This window comes from Streptomyces sp. NPDC005438 (assembly GCF_040606315.1).
GTDB lineage: Bacteria > Actinomycetota > Actinomycetes > Streptomycetales > Streptomycetaceae > Streptomyces.
This window is the reverse complement of the sequence record NZ_JBEXEP010000001.1, coordinates 134,371-157,816: the sequence shown is the minus strand read 5'-3', so window position 1 is coordinate 157,816 and position 23,446 is coordinate 134,371. Positions and strand designations below refer to the sequence as shown.

At 73.2% G+C, this 23,446-nt stretch carries 19 protein-coding genes; 5 read left to right on the top strand and 14 right to left on the bottom strand.

The genetic code is table 11. The features are described 5' to 3' along the window. Positions 1-160: 160 nt before the first annotated feature. The 6 genes from ABZT14_RS00665 to ABZT14_RS00640 all read right to left on the bottom strand — a co-directional run bounded on the left by ABZT14_RS00665 (position 161) and on the right by ABZT14_RS00640 (position 7,456). Entirely contained in the window at positions 161-2,716 is a 2,556-nt protein-coding gene (locus tag ABZT14_RS00665; RefSeq protein ID WP_356294801.1) for a sensor histidine kinase KdpD, read from the bottom strand. 86 nt (positions 2,717-2,802) lie between these two features. Next, complete coding sequence (gene kdpC, locus ABZT14_RS00660) at positions 2,803-3,414, bottom strand: potassium-transporting ATPase subunit KdpC (RefSeq protein ID WP_356294798.1); 612 nt, start codon at positions 3,412-3,414, stop codon at positions 2,803-2,805. A 5-nt stretch (positions 3,415-3,419) separates the two neighbouring features. Beyond that, on the bottom strand, positions 3,420-5,549 hold the full coding sequence (kdpB, locus tag ABZT14_RS00655; protein ID WP_356294795.1) for a potassium-transporting ATPase subunit KdpB: 2,130 nt from the start codon (positions 5,547-5,549) through the stop codon (positions 3,420-3,422). Next, on the bottom strand, positions 5,546-7,210 hold the full coding sequence (gene kdpA, locus ABZT14_RS00650; protein ID WP_356294792.1) for a potassium-transporting ATPase subunit KdpA: 1,665 nt from the start codon (positions 7,208-7,210) through the stop codon (positions 5,546-5,548). Before kdpA ends, kdpB begins: the two co-directional genes overlap by 4 nt. Before the next feature lie 10 nt (positions 7,211-7,220). Further along, complete coding sequence (gene kdpF / locus ABZT14_RS00645; RefSeq protein WP_356294789.1) at positions 7,221-7,319, bottom strand: K(+)-transporting ATPase subunit F; 99 nt, start codon at positions 7,317-7,319, stop codon at positions 7,221-7,223. Continuing rightward, positions 7,316-7,456 (bottom strand): hypothetical protein, encoded by a 141-nt coding sequence (locus tag ABZT14_RS00640; protein WP_356294786.1) that lies wholly within the window; start codon positions 7,454-7,456, stop codon positions 7,316-7,318. The genes kdpF and ABZT14_RS00640 overlap by 4 nt, the downstream gene beginning before the upstream one ends. Before the next feature lie 275 nt (positions 7,457-7,731). Here ABZT14_RS00640 and ABZT14_RS00635 point away from each other — a divergent pair, with 275 nt between their 5' ends. After that, on the top strand, positions 7,732-8,454 hold the full coding sequence (locus tag ABZT14_RS00635; protein WP_356294783.1) for a response regulator: 723 nt from the start codon (positions 7,732-7,734) through the stop codon (positions 8,452-8,454). A 402-nt stretch (positions 8,455-8,856) separates the two neighbouring features. Here ABZT14_RS00635 and ABZT14_RS00630 read toward each other — a convergent pair whose 3' ends face one another. Both ABZT14_RS00630 and ABZT14_RS00625 read right to left on the bottom strand, forming a co-directional pair. Further along, positions 8,857-10,194: an MFS transporter gene (locus tag ABZT14_RS00630; RefSeq protein WP_356294781.1), complete on the bottom strand. Its 1,338-nt coding sequence runs from the start codon at positions 10,192-10,194 to the stop codon at positions 8,857-8,859. 304 nt (positions 10,195-10,498) lie between these two features. Continuing rightward, a complete protein-coding gene (locus tag ABZT14_RS00625) occupies positions 10,499-11,449 on the bottom strand; it encodes a GNAT family N-acetyltransferase (RefSeq protein WP_356294778.1) in 951 nt (316 codons plus the stop codon). A 216-nt stretch (positions 11,450-11,665) separates the two neighbouring features. Here ABZT14_RS00625 and ABZT14_RS00620 point away from each other — a divergent pair, with 216 nt between their 5' ends. Then, positions 11,666-12,892 (top strand): pyridoxal-phosphate dependent enzyme, encoded by a 1,227-nt coding sequence (locus ABZT14_RS00620; RefSeq protein WP_356294775.1) that lies wholly within the window; start codon positions 11,666-11,668, stop codon positions 12,890-12,892. Between the two features lie 518 nt (positions 12,893-13,410). On the opposite strand, the gene ABZT14_RS00615 is transcribed toward ABZT14_RS00620, so the two are convergent. Then, positions 13,411-14,829 carry an MFS transporter gene (locus tag ABZT14_RS00615; RefSeq protein ID WP_356296964.1) on the bottom strand — a complete coding sequence of 473 codons (1,419 nt, stop codon included), beginning with the start codon at positions 14,827-14,829 and terminating at the stop codon, positions 13,411-13,413. 287 nt (positions 14,830-15,116) lie between these two features. Between ABZT14_RS00615 and ABZT14_RS00610 the strand changes: the two genes are divergently transcribed. After that, positions 15,117-15,761 (top strand): TetR family transcriptional regulator, encoded by a 645-nt coding sequence (locus ABZT14_RS00610; protein WP_356294772.1) that lies wholly within the window; start codon positions 15,117-15,119, stop codon positions 15,759-15,761. A gap of 117 nt (positions 15,762-15,878) precedes the next feature. Here ABZT14_RS00610 and ABZT14_RS00605 read toward each other — a convergent pair whose 3' ends face one another. Both ABZT14_RS00605 and ABZT14_RS00600 read right to left on the bottom strand, forming a co-directional pair. Continuing rightward, entirely contained in the window at positions 15,879-16,616 is a 738-nt protein-coding gene (locus ABZT14_RS00605; protein WP_356294769.1) for an SAM-dependent methyltransferase, read from the bottom strand. 10 nt (positions 16,617-16,626) lie between these two features. Then, positions 16,627-17,460 (bottom strand): helix-turn-helix transcriptional regulator, encoded by an 834-nt coding sequence (locus tag ABZT14_RS00600; protein WP_356294767.1) that lies wholly within the window; start codon positions 17,458-17,460, stop codon positions 16,627-16,629. A 109-nt stretch (positions 17,461-17,569) separates the two neighbouring features. Here ABZT14_RS00600 and ABZT14_RS00595 point away from each other — a divergent pair, with 109 nt between their 5' ends. Then, complete coding sequence (locus ABZT14_RS00595) at positions 17,570-18,091, top strand: ATP-binding protein (protein WP_356294764.1); 522 nt, start codon at positions 17,570-17,572, stop codon at positions 18,089-18,091. A 203-nt stretch (positions 18,092-18,294) separates the two neighbouring features. After that, complete coding sequence (locus ABZT14_RS00590) at positions 18,295-19,104, top strand: SGNH/GDSL hydrolase family protein (RefSeq protein WP_356294761.1); 810 nt, start codon at positions 18,295-18,297, stop codon at positions 19,102-19,104. 454 nt (positions 19,105-19,558) lie between these two features. Here the strand turns inward: ABZT14_RS00590 and ABZT14_RS00585 are convergent, their stop codons facing one another. From ABZT14_RS00585 to ABZT14_RS00575, 3 genes are read right to left on the bottom strand one after another with little or no spacing between them, the layout of a single operon-like run. Continuing rightward, entirely contained in the window at positions 19,559-21,403 is a 1,845-nt protein-coding gene (locus ABZT14_RS00585; protein WP_356294758.1) for an ABC transporter ATP-binding protein, read from the bottom strand. A 19-nt stretch (positions 21,404-21,422) separates the two neighbouring features. Beyond that, on the bottom strand, positions 21,423-22,610 hold the full coding sequence (locus tag ABZT14_RS00580; protein ID WP_356294755.1) for a glycosyltransferase: 1,188 nt from the start codon (positions 22,608-22,610) through the stop codon (positions 21,423-21,425). Further along, on the bottom strand, positions 22,607-23,446 hold the full coding sequence (locus tag ABZT14_RS00575) for an alpha/beta hydrolase (protein WP_356294752.1): 840 nt from the start codon (positions 23,444-23,446) through the stop codon (positions 22,607-22,609). Before ABZT14_RS00575 ends, ABZT14_RS00580 begins: the two co-directional genes overlap by 4 nt.

The following is a 23,446-nucleotide window of genomic DNA, read 5'->3' as shown; positions in this document are numbered from 1 at the left end:
CCGACCTCCCCCGGCACCCCCACCCCCGTGGGGACCGCACCCCAACCCCCGCCCCAACACGCCGAGTTGCCCCACACACCGTCACGCCACGAGGGGGTGCCCCCTCCCCCGACAGGTCCGGGAGTCCGGGAGTTCCGGGCGCCCGGAGGCCCGGGTGGGGTCAGTGGTCGGGTGTCGTCGGGGTGCTGGTGGCCGTACCGGAGGGGGTGCGGTGACGGCCGGCCCTCGGGAGGGCGATCACCATGGTGAGCCCTCCGCCGGGGGTGTCCTCGGCGGTGAGGGTGCCGTCCATCGCCTCCACGAAGCCCCGGGCCACGGCCAGGCCCAGGCCCACACCGGCGCCGCGCGGGGTGTCCCCGTACCGCTGGAACGGCTCGAACACCGTCTCCTTGGCCTCGTCGGGGATGCCCGGGCCACGGTCGGTGACCCGCAGTTCGACCCGGTCCCCGTGGGCGCTGGCGGAGACGGCCACCGGCACCCCGGGCGGGCCGTACTTGACGGCGTTCTCCACCACGTTGGCGACCGCCCGTTCCAGCAGCCCCCGGTCGACCTCGACCATGGGCAGGCTCTCCGGTACGTCCAGGGTCACGCTGTCCTCCGGGACGCCCACCAGGGCCATCGGCACGACCTCGTCGAGGTCGGTCTCCCGTAGCAGGGGGCTCACCGTGCCGGTGTGCAGCCGCGACATGTCCAGCAGGTTCCCCACCAGGTGCTCCAGCCGGTCGGCCCCGCCCTCGATGGAGGCGAGCAGTTCGGCGCGGTCCTCCTCGGACCAGGCCACGTCCTCCGACCGCAGCGAGGTCACCGCCGCCTTGATCGCGGCCAGCGGGGTCCGTAGGTCGTGGCTGACGGCGGCCAGCAGGGCGGTACGGATGCGGTTGCCCTCGGCCAGCCGGTGCCCCTCCTCGGCCCGGTCCACCAGCCGCTGGCGGTCCAGTACCACGGCGGCCTGGGCGGCGAAGGCGCGCAGCAGTCTGCTGTCCTCGGCCGGCAGGACCCGCCCGGTGAGGGCGAGCGCCAGGTGTTCCCCCAACGGCATGTCCGCGTCGGCCTGTTCGGGGCGTTCCGCCACCGGTCCGCTCCCCACGCTGCCGGCGCACACCCAGGGGCTGACGTCGTCCTCCCGCTCCAGCAGGGCCACCGAGTCCATGCCGAAGGTCTCCCGTACCCGTTCCAGCAGGGCGGTCAGGGTGGTCTCGCCCTGGAGGACGCTGACGGCCAGCAGGGACAGCGTCTCGGACTCGGCGCGGAGCCGGGCCGCCTGCTGGGTACGGCGCGCGGCGTGCCCGACGACGGAGGCCACCGAGACCGCGACGGCGAAGAACACGGCGACGGCCATGATGTTGCGGGGGTCGGAGATGGTCCAGGCGCGTACCGGTGGGCTGGAGTACCAGTTGAGCGACAGCGAGCCCATGGCGGCCGAGGCCAGCGCCGGCCACAGTCCGCCCAACAGCGCCGCCCCCACGGTCAGTCCGAGGAACAGCAGCATCTCGTTGGCCAGCCCCGGGCCGTCCCGCAGCCGGGAGAACACCACGGTCAGCACCAGGGGGCCGGCGACCCCGACCAGCCAGCCGGCGGTCACCCGGGCGCGGCCGAGCCGGGCGCCGCGTGCCACGGGCAGGCCCCGGCCCCGGCCGACCGCGTCGTGGGTGACGATGTGCACGTCCAGGTCGGGGCCGGACTCCCTGGCCACGGTGGCGCTCACCCCGGGGCCGAACACGTACTGCCAGGCGCGGCGGCGGCTGGCGCCCAGCACGATCTGGGTGGCGTTCACCCCTCGGGCGAACTCCAGCAGGTCGGCGGGTACGTCGTCGCCGACGACGTGGTGGAAGGTGCCGCCCAGGTCCTCCACCAGGGCCCGCTGGACGGCCAGTTCGCCGGGGGAGGCCGAGGTGAGGCCGTCGCTGCGGCTGATGTGGACGGCCAGCACCTCCCCGCCGGCGCCCTTCTCCGCGAGCCGGGCGGCCCGTCGGATGAGGGTGCTGCCCTCGGGGCCGCCGGTGAGGCCGACCACGATGCGTTCCCGGGAGCCCCAGATGCGGGAGACCCGGTGGTCCTCGCGGTAGCGGGTGAGGTACTCGTCCACCCGGTCGGCCACCCACAGCAGGGCCAGTTCGCGCAGGGCGGTGAGGTTGCCGGGGCGGAAGTAGTTGGACAGGGCGGCGTCGACCTTCTCCGGGGGGTAGACGTTGCCGTGGGCCATGCGGCGGCGCAGGGCCTGCGGGGACATGTCGACCAGTTCGACCTGGTCGGCCCGGCGCACCACCTCGTCCGGCACGGTCTCCCGCTGGCGGACGCCGGTGATGGACTCCACCAGGTCGCCGAGGGACTCCAGGTGCTGGATGTTGACCGTGGACACCACGTGGACGCCGGCGTGGAGGAGTTCCTCCACGTCCTGCCAGCGCTTGGCGTTCCGGGAGCCGGGGGCGTTGGTGTGGGCCAGTTCGTCGACCAGGGCGACGGTGGGCCGGCGGGCCAGTACGGCGTCCACGTCCATCTCGGTCAGGGTCACGCCCCGGTGGGTGACCGTCCGACGCGGTACCTGTTCCAGTCCGCGCAGCATCGCCTGGGTGCGGGCGCGGTCGTGGTGTTCGACCAGGGCCACCACGCAGTCGGTGCCCCGGTCCACCCGGCGGTGGGCCTCGTCCAGCATGGCGTAGGTCTTGCCCACCCCGGGTGCCGCGCCGAGGTAGATCCGTAGCGTGCCACGTCCCATGTCGGTACCGGTCTCCGCTCGTGGTGCTGGTGTGGGCCGGGGTGGTGCCGGGCGTGGCACCAGTCTGCGTCGCCCGGGGGCGGGGTTCAGCCGCTGGTGGCCGCGCGTACGGCGAGGTTCAGCCGCAGCACGTTGACGTGCGGCTGCCCCAGGAAGCCGGCGGTGCGGCCCTCGGTGTGGTCGGCGACCAGCCGGGCCACCCGCTCCCGGGGCAGGTGCTGGTGTCGGGCGACCCGGTCGACCTGGAGGCGGGCGTACGCGGGGGAGATGTGTGGGTCGATCCCCGAGGAGGAGCCGGTGACCGCGTCCGGGGGCACCGTCGAGGCGGGTACCTGGTTGAAGGCGGCGACCGCCCGGCGGGTCCGCTCCACCCGTCGGGTCAGGGTGGGGTCGGAGGGGCCGAGCTGGCTGGACCCGGTGGCCTCGGGGTCGTGGTCGCCGTGGGAGGGGCGGGGCTGGAACCAGCGGGGGTCGGGCCGGTCGGTGCCCGGGAGGTTCCAGCGTTGTCCGACCAGTTCGGAGCCGACCTGGCGCCCCTCGGCCCGTACCGGCGAACCGTTGGCCTGGTGGGGCCACAGGCCCTGGGCGAGGCCGGTCACCGCCAGCGGGTAGAGGACGCCGGTCGCCAGGGTCATCACCAGCACCATGCGCAGGGCGGCCCAGGCGGTGCGCGCGGTGTTCCTCGTGGAGCTGTTCATGGGGGTCATCCGATTCCGGGGAGGTGGCTGACGAGCAGGTCGACGAGTTTGATGCCGAGGAACGGGGCGACCAGTCCGCCCAGTCCGTACACCGTGAGGTTGCGGCGCAGCATCCGGTCGGCGCCGGCCGGGCGGTAGGGCACTCCCCGGAGGGCGAGGGGCACCAGCGCCACGATCACCAGCGCGTTGAAGATCACCGCGGAGAGGATCGCCGAGTCGGGGGAGGCCAGCCGCATCACGTTGAGCTGGTCCAGGCCCGGGTGGGCGACCGAGAACATCGCCGGGATGATCGCGAAGTACTTGGCCACGTCGTTGGCGAGGGAGAAGGTCGTCAGGGCGCCCCGGGTGATGAGGAGCTGCTTGCCGATCTCCACGATCTCGATGAGCTTGGTGGGGTCGGAGTCCAGGTCGACCATGTTGCCGGCCTCCTTGGCGGCGGAGGTGCCGGTGTTCATCGCCACGCCGACGTCCGCCTGGGCCAGCGCGGGGGCGTCGTTGGTGCCGTCCCCGGTCATCGCCACCAGCCGGCCGCCGGCCTGCTCGCGGCGGATCAGCGCCATCTTGTCCTCCGGGGTGGCCTCGGCCAGGAAGTCGTCCACGCCCGCCTCCTCGGCGATGGCCCGGGCGGTACGGGGGTTGTCCCCGGTGATCATCACCGTGGAGATGCCCATCCCCCGCAGTTCGGCGAACCGCTCCCGCATCCCGTCCTTGACCACGTCCTTGAGGTGCACCAGCCCCAGCACCCGCGCCCCGTCGGCGTCCCGTACCGCCACCGACAGGGGGGTGCCGCCGGCCTCGGACACCTCGACGGCCATCGCCTCCACGGCCTCCGGTACGGTGCCGCCCGCGTCCCGCACCCAGCGGGCCACCGCCGAGGTGGCGCCCTTGCGGACCCGCCGCCCTTCGAGGTCCACCCCGCTCATCCGGGTCTGGGCGGTGAACGGCACCCAGGTGGCCCGGGCGGTCTCGGCACGTTCCCGCAGCCCGTACCGCTCCTTGGCCAGTACCACCACCGAGCGGCCCTCGGGGGTCTCGTCGGCGAGGGAGGCGAGTTGGGCGGCGTCGGCGACCTCGGCCGCGTCCACCCCGGGGACCGGGAGGAAGGCGGCGGCCTGGCGGTTGCCGAAGGTGATGGTGCCGGTCTTGTCCAGCAGCAGGGTGGACACGTCGCCCGCGGCCTCCACGGCGCGGCCCGACCGGGCCAGGACGTTCCGCTGGACCAGCCGGTCCATGCCGGCGATGCCGATGGCGGACAGCAACGCCCCGATGGTGGTGGGGATCAGACAGACCAGCAGGGCGGCCAGGACCACCAGCGGGGTCTGGGCACCGGCCCCGGCGAGGTCGGCGAAGGGCTTGAGGGTCACCACCGCGAGGAGCAGGACCAGGGTCAGCGCGGCCAACAGGGTGTTGAGGGCGATCTCGTTGGGCGTCTTCTGCCGGGACGCCCCCTCGACCAGGGCGATCATCCGGTCGATGAAGGTCTCGCCCGGCCGGGAGGTGATCCGCACCACGATCCGGTCGGAGAGCACCCGGGTGCCTCCGGTGACGGCGCTGCGGTCGCCGCCGGACTCCCGGATGACGGGGGCGGACTCGCCGGTGACGGCGGACTCGTCGACGGAGGCGACGCCCTCGACCACGTCGCCGTCGCCGGGTACGGGGTCGCCGGCCTCGCAGACGACCAGGTCGCCTACGGCCAGGTCGGTGCTGGGCACCCGTTCCTCGGTACGGTCCCCGGCACCGCTGGAACCGCCGGCACCACCGGGGCGCAGTCGCCGGGCGACGGTGTCGGTACGGGCCCGGCGCAGGGTGGCCGCCTGTGCCCGGCCCCGGCCCTCGGCCACCGCCTCGGCGAGGTTGGCGAACAGGGTGGTGAGCCACAGCCACAGCACCACCGACCAGGCGAACACGTCGGTGGGGTGGCGGAGGGCGGACAGGGTGGTGACGACCGAGCCGACCAGCACCACGAACATCACCGGCTGCCGGACCATGGTCGCGGGGTGCAGCTTGCGGACCGCTTCCGGCAGGGCCTGGACCAACTGCCGGGCGGTGATGCCGCCTCCGGTGGGCCGGGGGTCGGGTGGGGTGGCGCTGGGCCGGGTCGGGGTGCGGGTCGGCGTGCGGGTGGGGAACGTCATGACGCCAGTCCTTCGGCGAGGGGGCCCAGCGCGAGGGCGGGGAAGAAGGTCAGCCCGGACAGGATCAGGGTGGTGCCCGTCAACAGGCCGGTGAACAGGGGCCGGTCGGTACGCAGGGTGCCCGCGGTGGTGGCGTGCGGGCGCTGTCCGGCCAGGGCGCCGGCCAGGGCGAGGACCAGCACGATCGGCAGGAAGCGGCCGAGGACCATGCACAGCCCGAGGGTGGTGTTGAGGAACGGGGTGTCGGCGGCCAGCCCGGCGAAGGCGGAGCCGTTGTTGTGGGAGGTGGAGGTGTAGGCGTAGAGGACCTCGGTGAACCCGTGGGCGCCGGTGTTGCCCCTCGCCTCCCGCCCGTACGGCAGGGCGACGGCCAGCGCGGTGCCGCCCAGGGTGAGGGCGGGGGTGACGAGGGCGTACAGGGCGGCGAGGGTGATCTCCCGGGTGCCGATCCGCTTGCCGAGGTACTCGGGGGTGCGGCCGACCATCAGTCCGGCCACGAACACCGCGAGCACGGCGAGGATCAGCATCCCGTACAGCCCGCCCCCGACCCCGCCGGGGGCGACCTCGCCGAGCATCATCCCCAGCAGCAGCACCCCGCCGGACAGCGCGCCGAAGGAGTCCAGGGAGGCGTTGACCGAACCGGTGGAGGTCATGGTGCCGGTGACCGCGAACAGGGAGGAGGCGCCGGGCCCGAACCGCTGTTCCTTGCCCTCCATCGCCCCGCCGGCGGCCTGCGCGGCGGTGCCCGGGTGGGCGTACTCGATCCAGGTCACCAGCACCACGCCGGCCAGCCAGATCACGCCCATCGCGGCGAGGATGGCGTACCCCTGGCGTACCGAGCCGACCATCAGCCCGAAGGCGCGGGGCAGGGAGCAGGGGATCAGCAGCATCAGGAAGATCTCCAACAGGTTGGACAGCCCGTCGGGGTTCTCGAAGGGGTGGGCGGAGTTGGCGTTGAAGTAGCCGCCGCCGTTGGTGCCCAGGTTCTTGATCGCCTCCTGGGAGGCGACCGCCCCCGGGGTGAGGGACTGGGTGTCCCCGGTGAGGGTGGTGAGGTGCTGTACCGGGCCCAGGCTCTGGAGGGCGCCGGCCGCGACCAGCAGCAGGGCGGCCACCGCCGAGAGCGGCAGCAGCACCCGTACGGTGCCGCGCACCAGGTCCACCCAGAAGTTGCCGAGAGTGCCGGTACGGGAGCGGGCGAAGCCGCGTACCAGGGCCACCGCCACGCCCATCCCGACGGCGGCGGACAGGAAGTTCTGCACCGTCAGGCCGGCGGTCTGGGTGAGCCGCCCCATCGCCGACTCCCCGGCGTAGGACTGCCAGTTGGTGTTCGACACGAAGGAGACGGCGGTGTTGAACGCCTGGTCCGGGCTGAGGGGCGGTGCGCCCTCGGACAGCGGCAGCCGGTCCTGGAGCCGCGCCAGGGCGTACAGGGCGAGCACGCTGGTCAGGGAGAACACCAGCAGGGCACGGAGGTAGCCGGTCCAGCGGGTCTCCGCGTCGGGGTCGACGCCCACCGCCCGGTAGATCCAGCGTTCGACGCGCAGGTGCCGGGGGGAGGTGTAGACGGCGGCCAGATGGTCGCCGAGCGGACGGTGGGCCACGGCCAACGCCCCGAGGAGGGCCAGGAGTTGGGCGGCGGTGGCGAGTGCGGGACTCATCGCGCGTCCTTCAGAGGGTGTCGGGCCGGACGAGGGCGAGCAGCAGGTAGACCGCCAGGGCGAGGGCGACCACCAGGCCGAGGACGTTCTCGACGGATACCGCGCTCACAGCCGACGCACCCCCCTGGCGACCAGGGCCACCAGCGCGAAGGCCGCGACCGTGACGAGCACGAAGACCAGGTCGGCCATCGTGGGCTCCTTGGGTTCGACGGGTACGGACCTTCCGAGGAGAACCCCGCCCGCCACCGGACGCGACGGCCCTTGACGGGCCCCTAACACCGGCCGGCCCGCTCTTGACGCGGTGTTGACGCCCACCCCCCGGTTCGTGACCCCACCATGGCCGAGACGTGACCCGCCCCCGGCGGCGACGGGCCGGGCGGCGCCCCCGCACCCCCGTACGGCGTCAACGTCCCGTGAGGAAACGGCTCCCCGGCACGCCACGGCACCACTTCGGTCGTACGGTGACTCACGCGGACGACTCTCGCGGACGACCGCACCGCCCAGCACCTCACCGTCGGAGGATGACCCACGTGAGCGGACCAGCAGCGGGAGGGCCGAAGCCGGCGCCGCGCGTCCTGGTGGTGGACGACGAACCCCAACTGGTGCGTGCCCTGGCGATCAACCTGCGGGCCCGGGGGTACCGGCTGGAGGCCGCCCAGGACGGGGCGACCGCGCTACGGCTCGCCGCCGAGCGCCACCCCGACGTGGTGATCCTCGACCTGGGGCTGCCCGACATGGACGGGCTGGACGTGATCCGGGGGCTGCGGGGCTGGACCCGGATGCCGATCCTCGTACTGTCCGCCCGCCACACCTCCGACGAGAAGGTGGACGCCCTGGACGCCGGGGCGGACGACTACGTCACCAAGCCCTTCGGCATGGACGAGCTGCTGGCCCGGCTCCGTGCCGCCGTACGTCGGGCCGCCCCGGTGGAACCCGGAGGCAGCGCGGTGGTCCGCACCGAGGCGTTCACCATCGACCTGGCGGCCCGGAAGGTACGGCGGGACGGCGCGGACGTACGGCTCACCCCCACCGAGTGGCACGTGCTGGAGGTCCTGGTGCGCAACGCCGGACGGCTGGTGCCCCAGCGGCAGTTGCTGGGCGAGGTGTGGGGCCCGGCCTACGGGACCGAGACCCACTACCTGCGGGTCTACATGGCCCAGCTACGACGCAAGCTGGAGGCCGACCCCTCCCACCCCCGGCACCTGATCACCGAGGCGGGCATGGGCTACCGCTTCGAGGAGTAGTCGCGCGCCGGGGCTGCCCCCACACGGCTCCGAACCGAGCCCGGCGCCTTCCCACAGCGAACCCAACCTCCAACCCCCGACCCCCGCACCAGGCCGGGCGGAACGCCACCGCGCCCCCAGCAGCGAACCCAACCCCCTTCTCCCAGGGAGGCCCGCACCAGCCCGGGCACGGTCGCCCGCCACGCGAGGTCACCCCGAGGCAAGGGTGGGCAACCCCACCGCGCCCCCACCAGCAGGCCCAGCCCCCTTCTCCCAGGGAGGCCCGCACCAGGCCGGGCGGAACGCCACCGCGCCCCCAGCGGCGAACCCAACTCCCCGACTCCCGCACCAGGCCAGGCACTCACCCACGCGAGGTCACCCCGAGGCCGGAGGGCAACCCCACCTCGCCCTCCCCACGGGGTGTCAGGTCTCCCGGGGTGGCCCCTCCTTCTCCCCCGCCCCGGCGCCGGTGGCCTGTTGGGCGTCGTAGCGCCAGAACGACCGCACGGCCAGCGCGCCGACCAGGGCCAGCACCACGCACAGCACGGCGCTGCCGGACCAGGCGACGGTGAGCGTGGTGACCGTGGCCATGCCGCCCGCGCGCAGGTCCCCCAGTCGGGGACCGCCGGCGACCACCACGGTGAACACCCCCTGCATCCGGCCGCGCATCTCGTCCGGGGCGTAGGTCTGGAGGATGGTCTGCCGGTAGACCGAGCTGACCAGGTCGGAGGCGCCGGCCAGCACCAGCAGGGCGACGGCCAGCCACAGGTTCCGGGCGAAGCCGGCCAGGGCGATGGCCACCGCCCAGGCGACCACGGCCACCGTCAGGGCCACCCCCTGACGTCTGACCCGGCCGATCCAGCCGCTGAACAGCCCGGCCAGTACCGCGCCGGCGCCGATGGCGGCGTAGAGCATCCCGACGCCGCCGTGGAAACGGGTGGAGGCGGCCTCGGGGAACAGCGCGCGGGGCATGGCCAGCACCATGGCGGCGATGTCCATCAGGAAGGACATCAGCAGTACCGGACTCGTACCGATGAAGCGCAGCCCGTCGAGTACGGCTCGGGTACCGCGACCGGAGGTCTCGCCCAGGGGGCGGATCGGGGGCAGCCGGAACCCGGAGTAGAGGGCCACGGTGAACAGCACGGCGTCCACGGTGTAGGCGTAGGCGAAGCCGTGGGGCAGCCCGACCAGTACGCCGGCCAGCAGCGGGCCGAGCACCTGACCGACGTTGCCGGCCGTGAAGTTGAGGGTGTTGGCGGCCGGGATCATCTCCATCGGCACGATGCGCGGGATGATCGCGCCCCGGGTCGAGGTGGCGATGGCGAACCCGGCGCCCTGCACGGCGACCAGCGCCAGGATCAGCCCCACCGACCCGACGTCCAGCAGGGTCTGGGCGAGCAGCAGCACGGTGACCACCCAGGTCACCAGCGAGGAGCCCAGGTAGAGCAGGCGGCGGTCGGTGGCGTCGGCGATGGCCCCGCCGTACAGGCCGAAGACCACCAGGGGCAGGAAGCCCGCGAGTCCGGCCAGGCCCACGTAGAAGGAGGAGTGGGAGATCGAGTAGATCTGCACCGGCACGGTCACCGAGGTGACCATGGTCCCGATGAACGAGGTGCCCTGGCCCAGGAAGACCCGTCGGAAGGTGGGTATCCGCAGGGGCCTGGTGTCCAGGGTGACCCGGCTCAGCCGACCGCCCCGGGACGGTCGGGGCTCGGGTGCGTCGGTGCCGGTGGGGTGGGGGTCCTTGGGCGTCGAGGTCACCGGTTCCCCACCCCGGGGCCCGTCCTCGGTACGGCCACCACCGGCCGGGTCCACCCGCGTCCACCACTTCCGACCTCACACTGCCACGTCATGCCCACCCCCCACGGTTCGCTGGTCGCGCCGTCCCCGTCGCGGTACGGCCCGGGCGGTACCAGCCCCACCACCGGGGTCACGTCCGCCCACGTCAGGACTATCACCCGCGCTCCGGCGCCGGCACGGGGGTGTCCACGGCGCGGACTCCCCAGGCCCCCACGGGCGTTGCCACCCACCCCCACCACTGCCAGAGGCGCACACCCGGGACCGGTCACCCCCAGGTCATCGTGACCTCGTGCTGGAAGCTGACGTATCCGGCGCGGTGGAAGGCCCGCGCCATGGGGACGTTGCCCAGGTCGGTGGCGGCCCGTACCCGGGGGACGTCCTGCTCGGCGAGGACGCGGGTGCCCTCGGCGAGCAACCGGTCCACGTGGCCGTGCCCCCGGTGTTCGGGCAGTACCCCGATGTAGGCGATGGTCGCGTTGTAGCCGTTGTGGGCGGGCACGACGAAGCCCACCGGCTCCCCGTCCGGCAGGGTGGCGGTGCGCCACCAGGCCCGGGGGCTGGCGTAGCGGGCGAGTTCCTCCTCGTAGTGGCTCAGGGCCGTCTCCCGGGGCGACCGGCTGGCCAGCTCGGCACGGCTGTGCGCGTCCAGGGTGCCCTCCAGGACACGGGTCATCAGGTCCAGCAGCTCCGCCTCGCCCAGGACCTGGCGGAACCTCAGGCGTCCGTCCGGTTCGGCGACCGGCGTCCCGGGCCGCCACTCCCACCGCGACCGCTCCACCAACGGCCGGGCTCCGGCGTGCTCCAGGAGCGTCATCCGGGTACGCACCACCTCGCGCCGGGCGGGGTCCTCCCGCCAGTCGGCCGGTACGAAACGGGTGTACTCCGGCGGACTCGCGCCGGCCGGCAGCACCGTGGCGGTGGCGGCGCGCAGCAGGCGCAGGCCGACCCGCAGCCGGTCGGGCGCCGGCAGGGTGTCGTCCACCTCCAGGACGTCCAACAGCAGGGGGCCCTCGTGGTGGGGGGTGCTCCACCAGGCCAGCTTGGCCAGTACCCGGCCGCCCGACAGGGCGAGCCACAGCCACTCGGGGTGTCGGCGGCCGGACGCGAGGTCCCCGCCGAGTTCGTGGTCCAACTCGTAGGGCAGTCGCTGGAAGAGGGGCAGTTCCTCCCGCCCGGTCAGCGGACGGATGGTCAGTCGTTCGGTGTTCGGGTGCACGGCACGCTCCGTCGTGGGCGCCCGTCCCGGCGGGGTCAGCGGTGCGCGCCGCCCCGGGAGACCAGCGCGGTCAGGGGGTTCCTCACTCGTCTCCTCCTTCCTCGGTCCTGTGCCCGTGCGGGGGCACGGGCGGGGTGACGGCATGTTCGCCTCCCCGACGTACCGCCCGCAACCGCCTTTCCGCCCCGGTCGGAGGGGCCCCGTACGCTCGACCACGTGACTGCTGCCGCATCCCTCGCCCTCGGACAACGTTCGCTGAAGGACCCCGACCTCCGCTATCCGCTGTGGCCGCCCCTCACCCAGGGCTGTCCCCGGACCAGCACCGACACAGTGGCGTACCCGGTGGAGGTGGAGTACGACCACGACCGGGTGGACCCCTCGCTGTTCGCCCCCGGCGTGCCCCGTGGGCGGGCGTCCGGCCTGGACCGCTGGGCGCCGCTGATGCCACCGCTGGCCGCGCCCGGGCTGGGCGAGGGCGGGACACCCCTGGTCGAGATCGGGGAGGGGGTGTACGTCAAGGACGAGTCCCGCAACCCGACCTGGAGCCACAAGGACCGGCTCAACCGCTGTACGGTCAGCGCCGCCGTGGGCGTCCGGGCCCCCGGCATCGTGGTCGCCTCCTCCGGCAACCACGGCGCCTCGGCCGCCGCCTACGCCGCCCGGGCCGGACTGCGTTGCGTGGTCTTCACCGCCGAGGACCACCCGCCGGCCGTCGACGCCTTCCTCCACGCCTACGGCGCCGTGGTCCTGCCGGTGCCGATCGCGGCACGCTGGCCGCTGACCCGACGGGTGGTGGACGAGATGGGCCTGCACCCGGTCAGCAACCTCACCCCCACCCACACCGGCCACGGCTTCGGCCCCGAGGGCTACAAGAGCATCGCCTACGAGATCCACCAGGACCTCGGGGTACCGGCCGCCCTGTTCGTCCCCACCGGCTACGCCGAACTGCTCTACGGCGTGTGGAAGGGCTTCACCGAACTGCGCCTGCTCGGGGTGACCGACCGGGTGCCGCGCCTGTTCTCCTGCGAGCCGGCGGCCGGCGCTCCCCTGGCCCGGGCGCTGCGCGCGGGCCAGCCGGCGGTCGAGGTCTCCCCCGGGCCCACCGACGCCTACGGCATCGCCTCCCCGGTCGGCGGCTACCGGGGTGTGGTGGCGGTACGGGACAGCGGTGGCCGCGCGCTGGAGGTGACCGACGCCGAAATGGCCTCCGCCCGGGAGGAGTTGGCCCGCTCCGGGCTCTGGGTCGAACTGTCGGCCGCCGCCGGGCTGGCCGGACTGCGCCAGCTGAGTCGGTTGGGGCAGGTCGAGGGGCCGGTGGTCTGTCTGTCCACCTCCAGCGGCTTCAAGGACCGTTCGGTCGGCGCCTCGCGACGGTCCGAGCCGGTCTCCCCCGAGTGGGAGGCGGTACGCGAACGGCTCCGCGCCGAGGGCATCCACGGCTGACCCCACCCACCCCGGAGGGGCACCCCTCCGACCGGTCCCGGTACCCGGGGTCGTACGTACGGGGCCGCCCCCCGACCTCGTACGCCCCGGGTCGCACGCCGGCCCAACGGCACCCCAGGGCGGGGCGCCCCTCCGGCCCCGGGGCACCCGGACCCACCGGTGCCGGAAGCCGTGCGCGCCGGCCGGCCCCCCGACCGGTCCCGGTACCCGAGGCCGTACGCGCGGGGCCGCCCCCCGACCCCGTACGCCGGCAGCGCACCCCGACGGCCCCACCGCTCGCGGGGCCGAGGCCCGAGGTCCCGCCCCGGGCCGCTCAGCACCCGGCCCGCGCCCCGGACAGGGCCAGCCCCGGAAAGCCGGCCCCGGACCCGGTCACGCCCTCGACAGTCCCACCGCTCACCAGGCCGACACCCCGAGGCGCACCCCACCGGCGAACCGGCCCCCCGCCCAGCGGCCGAGGCCCACCCCAGGACCCGGACCTCCGGGTGCGCGCCCCGACGGCCCCGGGCCCTCGGGGTTCAGCCGCGGGTGGAGGCCACGTCGGGGGCCTGCTGGTGGGGGCCGGAGGAGGCGTAGCGGGTGGTGGGCCGGTGGGAGGGCAGGAAGGCCGCGATGGCCAGGGCCACCAGGGCGGCGCCCGCGCCGAGGGCCATCACCACCCGGAAGCCGTTCTGCGAGGGGACGGCGACCGGCCCCAGGCGCATGGTCATCTGGGCCAGCACCACCCCCGCGACCGCGCTGGCCGACGAGGTGCCGATGGCCCGCATCAGGGTGTTGAGGCTGTTGGCGGCGGCCGTCTCGGAGGCCGGTACCGCCCCCATGATCAGGGCGGGCATCGCCCCGTAGGCGAGGCCGATGCCGGCGCCGATGACCGAGGAGACCAGGACCAGGTGCCACAGCTCGGTCATCAGGACGAGGCTCAGCGAGTAGCCGGCGGCGACCACCACCGCGCCGACCATCAGGGTCACCCGGGGTCCGGCCGTACGGGAGATGCCGGCGGACAGCGGGGCCATCACCATCATCACCAGCCCGGAGGGGCCGAGGACCAGGCCCACCGTGACCATGGAGCGGCCCAGTCCGAAGCCGGTGGCCTCCGGCAGCTGCACCAGTTGGGGCAGCACCAGCGACATGGCGAACATGGCGAAGCCGAACACCGCCGAGGCGATGTTGGTCAGGAGTACCTGCCGTCGGACGGTGGTGCGCAGGTCCACCAGGGGTTCGGGGGTACGGCGTTCCCAGTGGGCCCACAGGGGCAGTACCGCCGCCGTGAGGGCGAAGCCGCCGAGGGTACGGGCGTCGCTCCAGCCCCAGTCGGCGCCCTTGGAGATGGCCAGCAGCAGGGACAGCAGGGCGACCGAGAGGCCGAGGGCGCCCGGGACGTCGAAGCGTCCGCCGGTGCGTACCTCGGACTCCGGTACCAGGGCGAGCACCAGCACGGTGGCCACCACCCCGGCCCCGCCGGAGCCCCAGAACAGCACGTGCCAGTCGACCCGTTCGGCGAGGAAGGCGGCCAGGGGCAGGCCGAGGGCACCGCCCACTCCCAGGGAGGCGCTCATCATGGCGGTGGCCGAGCCCAGGCGTTCCACGGGCAGTTCGTCCCGCATGATGCTGATGCCCAGGGGGATCACACCGGCCGCCATGCCCTGGAGGGTGCGGCCGACGATCATCGGGGGGAGGCTCTCGCTGAGGGCGCCGACCACCGAGCCGAGGATCAGCAGGCCGAGGCTGAGCAGCAGCATCCGGCGCTTGCCGTACATGTCGCCGAGCCGTCCCATGACCGGGGTGGCGACGGCTCCGGCGAGCAGGGTGGCGGTGATGGCCCAGGGGGTGTCGGCCGGTGTGGAGTGCAGCAGTTTGGGGAGTTCGGGTATCAGCGGGATGACGACGGTCTGCATCAGGGCGACCACGATGCCCGCGAGGGAGAGCACGCCCACCACCGCTCCGGGACGTCGGGCGGGGGTGCCTTCGACGGATGCTTCGACGGGTGCCTCGAAAGGTGGGGGTGGTGCGCTGTCGTCGGGGGTGCTGGGCACGGGCGGGCCTCTCTGGAAGCACGGGTTAAGTCAGTCGCTTGACGCAAGCTATCAAGCGTCGTTCACTGCTGACGCGGGGGTGCGCGAGGAGAGGAGCCGACCGTGACAGCGAACACCACGCCGACGGCCACCGGGGTACGAAGACGGGTCCGCCCGGACGGTCCGAGCACCGTTCCGGTGGAATGGACACCATGACCAGCGAGACGACATCGCGCGGCGCGGAGACCAGGAACCAGATCCTCACCGTCGCGGAACGCCTGTTCGCCGAGCACGGGGTGTTCGCCGTGTCCAACCGGCGGATCAGCGAGGAGGCCGGCCAGGGCAACAACGCCGCCGTCGGCTACCACTTCGGCACCAAGGCGGACCTGGTGCGGGCCATCGTCCGCCGGCACCAGCTGCCCATCGAGGAGGCGCGGCGGCGGATGCTGGCCGAGCTGGGCGACTCCGCCGAGGCCCGCGACTGGATCACCTGCCTGGTCCGCCCCAGTGTCGAGTACCTCGGCACCCTGGACTCCCCCACCTGGTACTCCCGCTTCGTCGCCCAGGTGATGACCGACCCGGTGATGCGCGAGACGGTGCTGGACGAGGGGTTCAGCTCCTCGGTACGCCGGGCCACCGACGGCCTCAACCGCTGTCTGCCCAGCCTGCCCCCCGCCGTACGGCTGGAGCGGGGGGAGATGGCGCGGCACCTGATCGTGCACGTACTCGCCGAACGGGAACGCGCCCTGGCCTCCGGTGACCCCACGCCCCGGCCGGACTGGGAGTCCGCCGCCCATGGGCTCATCGACGCGATCACCGGGCTGTGGTTCGCCCCGGTCACCGAGCCGACGGCCTGAACCGGCCGCGTTCCACGGCCGGTTCGGGCTTCGGCGGGACCCGACGGCGGCTCAGCCGCGAATCGGCCGCGACCCGACGGCGACCCGAGGGCGACCCGGCTGCGACCCGACGGCGCGTCAGGTACGGAGGATCAGCCCGTACTGCTGGGTCTCGTGCCCCTCGTCGTCGGGGAGCGACTGGAGCGGCCACACCACCTCGCGGCCCTCGGTGATCCGCTCGAAGTCCCGCTGGGTGCGGGCCGTGTAGGGCTGGGTGCCGCTGGCCGCGTAGTGCTCGTTGGCCTGGTCGATCACCTCGTCGGTGAGGGTGTCGCACAGTGCCAGGTAACTGCCGGCCGGGAGGGCGTCGAGGTAGTCGCTGACCAGTCCGGGCGCCTGGTCGGCCGGGATGTGCCCGAGGGTGGACATCCACAGCAGGGCGATCGGGCGCTCCAGGTCGAGGGTGCGCTTGGCGTCCGCCAGCACCCGGGGACGGTCCAGGAAGTCGATGTCCAGGTAGTCGGTGCGCCCCTCCGGGCTGCTGGTCAGCAGCGCGCGGGCGTGCGCCAGGACCACCGGGTCGTGGTCGACGTACACCACCCGGGCGTCCGGGGCGACGCGCTGGGCGATCTCGTGGGTGTTGGGTTCGACGGGGAGGCCGGCGCCCAGGTCGATGAACTGCCGCACCCCCTGTTCGATGACGAACTCGACCGCGGTGGCCTGGAAGCGGCGGGAGGCCAGCGCCAGGCTGCGGGCTTGCGGGTACAGCTCGACCATCTCGGTCACCAGCTGCTGGTCGACCGGGAAGTGGTTCTTCCCGTCCAGCAGGGCGTGCCAGAAGCGGGCCGAGGAGGGGGTGTCGGGTTGCAGGCTCATGAGGAGTACCTCAGACGGGTAGCGGGGTGTCGGGCTCCTGCGCGCGGGCGGCGACGATGTCCATGGCTGCCGTGTATGTGAACACCTTATCCGCGGTGTCCGTGACTGTCTGTTCGTGCGGCCCCCGCAGGACGAGGTGGTCCGGGATACGGGGGTGGGGGTGCCGGTAGACCTCCACCGGACCGCTCAGCAACAGGGGGTGCGGCGCGGAGGCGATCGGTATCCACTGCACGGTGACCCCCTCCCGGCCGGGCTCCTCGACGTACCGCCGCAGGGCCTCCAGCTGTTCGGCCAGCACCTTGGGTCCGCCGACCGGCCTGCGCAGGGCGGACTCGTCCATCACCGCCCACAGCCGTCCCCGGCGCTCGCGCTGCCGGGCGGCCAGCAGCGCGCCGCGCCGCTCCAGTTCCTCCTGGTCGGCCCGGGGGTGGTCCATCTCCAGCAGGGCGCGGGCGTACTCGGGGGTGCGGAGCAGCTCGGGCACCAGCGTGGGGCAGTACGCCCTGATCACGTTGGCCTCGCTCTCCAGGTCCATCAGCCCGTCCATGTGGGCCGGGACGACATCGCGGTACGAGTGCCACCAGCCCGGTTCCAGCGCGCGGTCCAGGGCGTCCAGCAACTGGCGCCGCTCCTCGGGGTCGGCGCCGTAGACGTCCATCAGGTGGGCCACGGTGGCCCGCCGGGGGGCGGTCTGGGCCCGCTCCAGCCGGGTCACGGTCATGGTGTGCACCCCCAGGGCCTCCGCCGCCATGGCCACGGTCAGCCCTGCCCGTTGGCGCCGGGCCTTCAGCTCGTAGGCGATCACGCGGAGGGCGGTCGTGGGGCCGCTGCGGGGGTTGCTCACCCCAGCAGTGTGCCCGAGTAACCTGCGAGGAATCACTTTGTGAGGTTGCAAAGTGGGGAGCTTCGTGGCCACAGTGGGAAGAACCCGCACTGAGTGGACTGGAGGTCCCATGCGACGGCGCAGCATCAGCGTCAACGCGGCAGCGGACATCAGCCGAATACGTCAGGAGATCCGTGACGTGGTCGACTGTCCACACCTGGCCGAGGACGCCGCCCTGGTCGCCACCGAACTCGCGACCAACGCGCTCCTGCACGGCGGACCGGGCGGCGAGTGCTCCCTGGACGTGGAGCGAGGCCGCTCGATCACCATCACCATGACCGACGGCTGCGCCCTGCCGCCGACCGTCACCAAGGCCGAGACCTGCGACGAGTCCGGCCGGGGCCTGCTGATCGTCCAGTCCCTCGCCAGCGCCTGGGGGTGCGACGTCGCCGAGCGCGGCAAGCGCACCTGGGCCACCGTGGCCGCCCACTCCCCCACCGCCGAGCTGACCGAGTTGACCGGGCTGACGGACCTGGGGGCGCTGGAGGAGGAGCTGCTCACCCCGCCGGTTCCGCCGGAGGAGCCCGACCAGCGGGCGGCCCCGCCCGCTCCCCTGGCGATGACGCGTACGCTTCCCGCCGCCGCCCTGTGAGCCACCGGAAATGATCTTCCGGGGTCCGAATTCCGGGCACCGGAACGCCATATCCAGCCTTTCCGTAAGTTTTTCGTGAGGCTGCCCGTAGAATTTCTGAGAAAGCCGCGATTTCACTCCGCGCATCTGGTATTCCAGAGGGGTCACACACCCCCACACAAGAGGAGTGGAGAATGCGGTCTATACGGGCCCGAAGACCCCTCATGTCCCTTTTCGCCGCTGCCGCGGCCTTCTGTCTGGCGGCCACTGTGGCTCCCCAGGCGACGGCAGCGGAGAACGCCGACACCAAGGCGGCCCAGAAGTACGTCGCCCTCGGCGACTCGTACGCGGTGGCTCCCGGCACCCGTACCTACGACGACGAGAACGACCCCTGCCGTCGGGGACCGCTGACCTACCCGCGCCTGTGGGCCGAGCAGCACTCCTCGTACAGCTTCGTCGAGGCGTCCTGCTCCGGGGCCACCACGGCCGAGGTGCAGAGCGACCAGGTTCCGCAGCTCACGGCGGACACCAGCCTGGTGACCGTCCAGGTCGGCGGTAACGACGTGGGGTTCGTCGAGGTGCTGAAGAACTGCATCCTCACCCTCGATGACAAGGACTGCATCGCGGGCGTGGACGCGGCCAAGGCGGCGGCGACGAACAACCTGCCGGGCGCGCTGTCCAAGACGTACTCGGCGATCCGCGCCAAGTCGCCGGACGCCAAGGTGGTGGCGGTGGGTTACCCGCGCCTGTACACCATCGGCGGGGACTGCGGCATCCTGGGGCTGAGCGACGCCGAGCGTGAGGCGCTCAACTCCGCCGCCGACACCCTCGCCAGCGTCACCTCGCAGGAGGCGCAGAAGGCCGGGTTCACCTACCTGGACCCGCGGTCGGCCTTCGACCCGCACTCCATCTGCTCCGGCAACGAGGAGTGGGTGACCAGCCTGGAGTGGGACAAGATCAACGAGTCCTACCACCCCAACAAGGCCGGTCACCGCGACGGCTACCTCGCCCTGCTGAACGGCATCACCGGCTGACCACGCGGTGACGCCACGGCGGCGTCCCACGTCTCCCACGGGGGACCCGCCAGCGCGCGAGAAGCACACCGGGAAGGCCCCGGGGATTTCCTCCCCGGGGCCTTCCCGTTTCCTTTCGTGAGCATTTCCCTTTCTCTGTCCGATTTTCCCCTCGGCCTTACCGGAAGGGGAACGGAAAAGGATCACCCACCCCGGCCGTACGGAAATTCCGAAAGGTATCCGCGCGCCCTTTCCGATCTTCCGTCAATTGCCCGAACGGGCATCCGGCCCCGGTGTCGGGAAAGGTTCTCCCCGTCGTTTACCGCCCGCCCTCGGCGGTTCGCTTTCCGGTCCCCGGCATTCCGACGGAGGACGTCCGAACGACCTGAGGGGGGCGACCGTCACGGCCGGCCCGGTCAGGTCGCCGGCACTGCCACTGCTACTCCCACTGCCACTGACACCGTCGCCCTCGCCGTCACAGCACGGGCTGGCTCGCGGACTGCTGCCAGTCGTCGGTGGCCGGCACCAGCATCTGCGAGGAGGCCAGCTCCCGGTAGAGCATGTCCGCGCCCACCAGGTCCTGGTGGGTACCGGCCGCGCGGACCATGCCGCCCTCCAGCACCACGATCTGCTCGGCCTGGGTCACCGTGGACAGCCGGTGCGCGATCAGCAGGACCGTACAGCGGCGGGCCGCCTGGTCGACCGCGTCCCGCAGCGCCTGTTCGTTGCTGGCGTCCAACTGGGCGGTGGCCTCGTCCAGCAGCAGTACCTGGGGCTTGCGCAGCAGGGCGCGGGCGATGGCCAGCCGCTGGCGCTCACCGCCGGAGAGGGTCACGCCCCGGTTGCCGACCCGGGTTTCCAGGCCGTTGGGCAGCCGCTCCACCAGGGTGTCCAGCCGCACCAGCCGCAGGACCTCGTCGATCTCGGCGTCGGTGGCGTCGGTGGCGGCGTAGCGGAGGTTGTCCGCCAGGGTGCCGGCCATCACCGGGGACTCCTGCTCCACGTACGCGATACGGCGCCGTACCTCGGCCCTGGGCAGGGTGGCGATGTCGACCCCGCCGATCAGTACCCGCCCGGCGTCCGGCTCGTAGAACCGTTGCAGCAGCGCGAACATCGTGGTCTTGCCGGCGCCGGAGAGGCCCACCAGGGCGGTCTGGGTGCCGGCGGGGACGGTGAAGGAGATGCCGCGCAGGGCGGGGGCGCGCCCGGAGTAGGCGAAGCGGACGTTCTGGAACTCCACCGGCGGCGCCTCGTGGGGGGTGTCCACGGGCGGCGGGGGCAGGTCGACGTCCGTCTCCAGCGGCAGGTTGCGGGCCTGCTCGATACGGACGATGGCGCCCAGTCCCTGCTGGAGCATGGCGAGCCCGCCCAGCAGCTGGGCGATGGGGCTGGCCAGGTAGAACACGTACAACAGGAAGGCGATCAGCTCGGAGGCCTCCAGGCTGCCGGCGGCCACCAGGGCACCGCCGACACCGAGCACGGCGAGGAACGCGGCCTGGATGGCGACCCCGGAGAGCACCTGGACCAGGGCCACGTACTTGGCGCCGTAGAGCCCGGCGTCGTAGGCGGTCTCGATGGCCTCCTCGGCCCGGGCGGTCTCCCGGGCCTCGGCGCCGTTGGCCTTGACGGTGCGGGTGGAGCCGAGGGAGCCGTCCAGGGTGGCGCCGATGGCGCCGACCGAGGACTGGGCGCGGGCCACCGACTCCTTGATCCGTGGCAGCACCAGGCCCAGCAGGGCGCCGACGACCAGCAGCACGGCCATGGTCACGGCCAGCAGGCCGGCGTGGACGACGCCCATCAGGACGATGGCGCCGATGATGGTGAGGATGCCGTTGGTGCCCATGACCAGGCCCTGGGTGGCGGCGTTCTGCACCATGGAGCTGTCGGAGGTGACCCGGGCGATCAGGTCGCCGGGGGGTCGGCGGTCGAGTTCGGGCACCCGCAGCCGTATCAGCCGGAACACCAGGTCCTGGCGGATGGAGCGCACCACCCGTTCCGAGGTGCGCTGCTGCCACCAGGACTGGAGGCCGGTGAGTCCGGCTCCGGCGACGACCAGCACCCCCAGCAGGATCAGCGGCCCGGTCACGCTGGTCTTGTCCTGGAGGGCGTCCAACACGGCCTGGGCGACCAGGGGTTGGACCAGCCCGGAGGCGCTGGCCCCGAGGACCAGGACCAGGGTGCCCAGCAGGACGAACCGGTGGGGCCGGGCCTCCCGCATCAGGGCGCGCATGGGGCGGACCCCGTGCCGGGGGCCGGAGGAGGGGCGCGGCGCCAGCGTGCGGGGCTCGCCGGCGGGCGAGGGTACGGGTGCCGTCGTCATGGGGTGCTCCGGTGGGGGGTCAGCGGGCCGCCGTGGTGACGGCGCCGCGTTCGGCGAGGCGTTCCAGGTGGTCGGCGGCGGTGTGCTGGCCCCCGGTCTGCCGCAGGGAACGCCCGATGGTGGCGGCTGCGGTGCGGTGGCCCTCGGTGTCGTCCAGCAGGGTACGCAGTACCTCGGCGAGCCGTTCGGCCCGTACCCGCCCGAACCGCACCCGTACCCCGGCGCCGGCCTCCACGACCTGCCGGGAGACCAGTGGCTGGTCGTCACGGATGGGGGCGAGGAGCAGCGGCAGCCCGTGCCACAGCGACTCGCAGACGGTGTTGTGCCCGCCGTGGCTGATCACGGCGTGGGCCCGCTCCAGGACCGCGAGTTGGGGTACGTGGGGGCGTACCACGGTGCCCGGGGGCGGGTCGGTGAGGTGGCCGCCGGGGTCGGAGACCACGCCCTGCACCCGGTCGCCCAGCAGGGCCAGCGCCTGGCCGGTCTCCTGGAGGAAGCGGGCGCCGGCGTCGGTGTTGGCGGTGCCGAGGGAGACGAACACCAGCTCCCGGTTCTCGTCCAGCCGGTCCCAGGGGAAGTCGTCCTGGTCGGGGCGGTCGCCGAGGACCGGCCCGAGGAGGTGGACGTGGTCCCAGCGGGGTTCGACGCCGGCGAGGAGTTCCCGCCCGGTGAAGGCGAGCGTGCCGTACCGCGAGAAGCGGGGGTCGTTGGTGGCGGAGGGGTCGCCGAGGTCGCGCCGGAGGGCGTCCAGCCGCTCGTCCAACCAGGCCGCCACCTTGGGGAGTTCGGCCAGCGGGTCGATGAGTTCCGCGCAGGTGCTGGCCGAGGTCATGTGGGGTACCCCGAGCCGTTCGGCGACCAGGGAGCCGGCCACCGTGTGCTGGTCGCTGAGGACCACGTCCGGGCGCCAGTCGCGGACGGCCCGCTCCACCCCCGGCGCCATGGTCTCGGCCAGCGGGACGAAGAACTCCTCCCACAGGAAGCGGAAGGCGGCCGGCCCGGTGAGCCCGGCCGGCCGGACGATGCCCTCCTCCTCGGGGATGGCGCAGTCGTACACCCGGGCCTCGGCACCCACCCGCTGGTGGATCCAGTCGGCCCGCCCGCACCAGGCGACCTGGTGGCCGCGCCTGGTGAGTTCACCCGCCACCCCGACGAGGGGGTTGATGTGACCCACCAGTGGCGGTACCACCAGCAGGAAGCGACTCATCGTGGTGCCCCGCTCAGGGCCGTCTCCAGGCGGGCGGCGGGGGTGTGGTGTTCGCGGACCCAGTCCAGGACCAGGTCGCGGGTGCGGTTGGGCTGCTCGACGAGGACCGAGTGGCCCTGTCGGGGCAGCACCACGGTGCGGCACAGCGGCAGCTTGGCCTCCAGGGAGGGCACCTGGGCGCTGAGGCCGGACTCGTCGCCGAAGACGGCGAGTACGGGGCAGCGGATGGCGGACAGGTCGTCGTCGATGACCTGTCCGTGCGGGATCTCCTCGGCGAGGGTGGTGGCCTCCAGGATGCGTCCGGCGCCCTTGGAGAGCCGGGCGGTGTGGGAGCCGTACCGTTCGGCGATCCAGTCGATGGACTCCTGGCGTACGAGTTCGCGGCGGGCGTGGCCCAGGCCGTCCGCCATGTGCCGGTTCCAGACGGCGACCGGCGGCTCGGACTCGATCATGATGGCGGTGGCGACGCGCTCGGGGTGCCAGGCGGCGAGGCCGGCGGCGACGGTGCCGCCGAAGGAGTTGCCGACCACGTGGACCGGTCGACGCTCGTCCAGGCCCTCCAGGAGCAGGGCGAGGTCCTCGACGAAGTTCTCCAGCCGGTAGCCGGAGGTGGGGCGGGTGGAACGGCCGTGGCCGCGCAGGTCGTACATCACCACGTCGACGCCGGCCGCGGAGAGGGCCGGGCCGAGGGTGAAGTAGTAGCTGGCGAGGCTGTCGGTGAGGAGGCCGTGGACGAAGACCACCACGGGGGGTTCCTCGTCGGGTACGGTGCCGCCGGCCTCTCCGGCCGCCAGCCGCTGGACGTGGGTGACGATGTCACCGGTGCGTATCTTCAT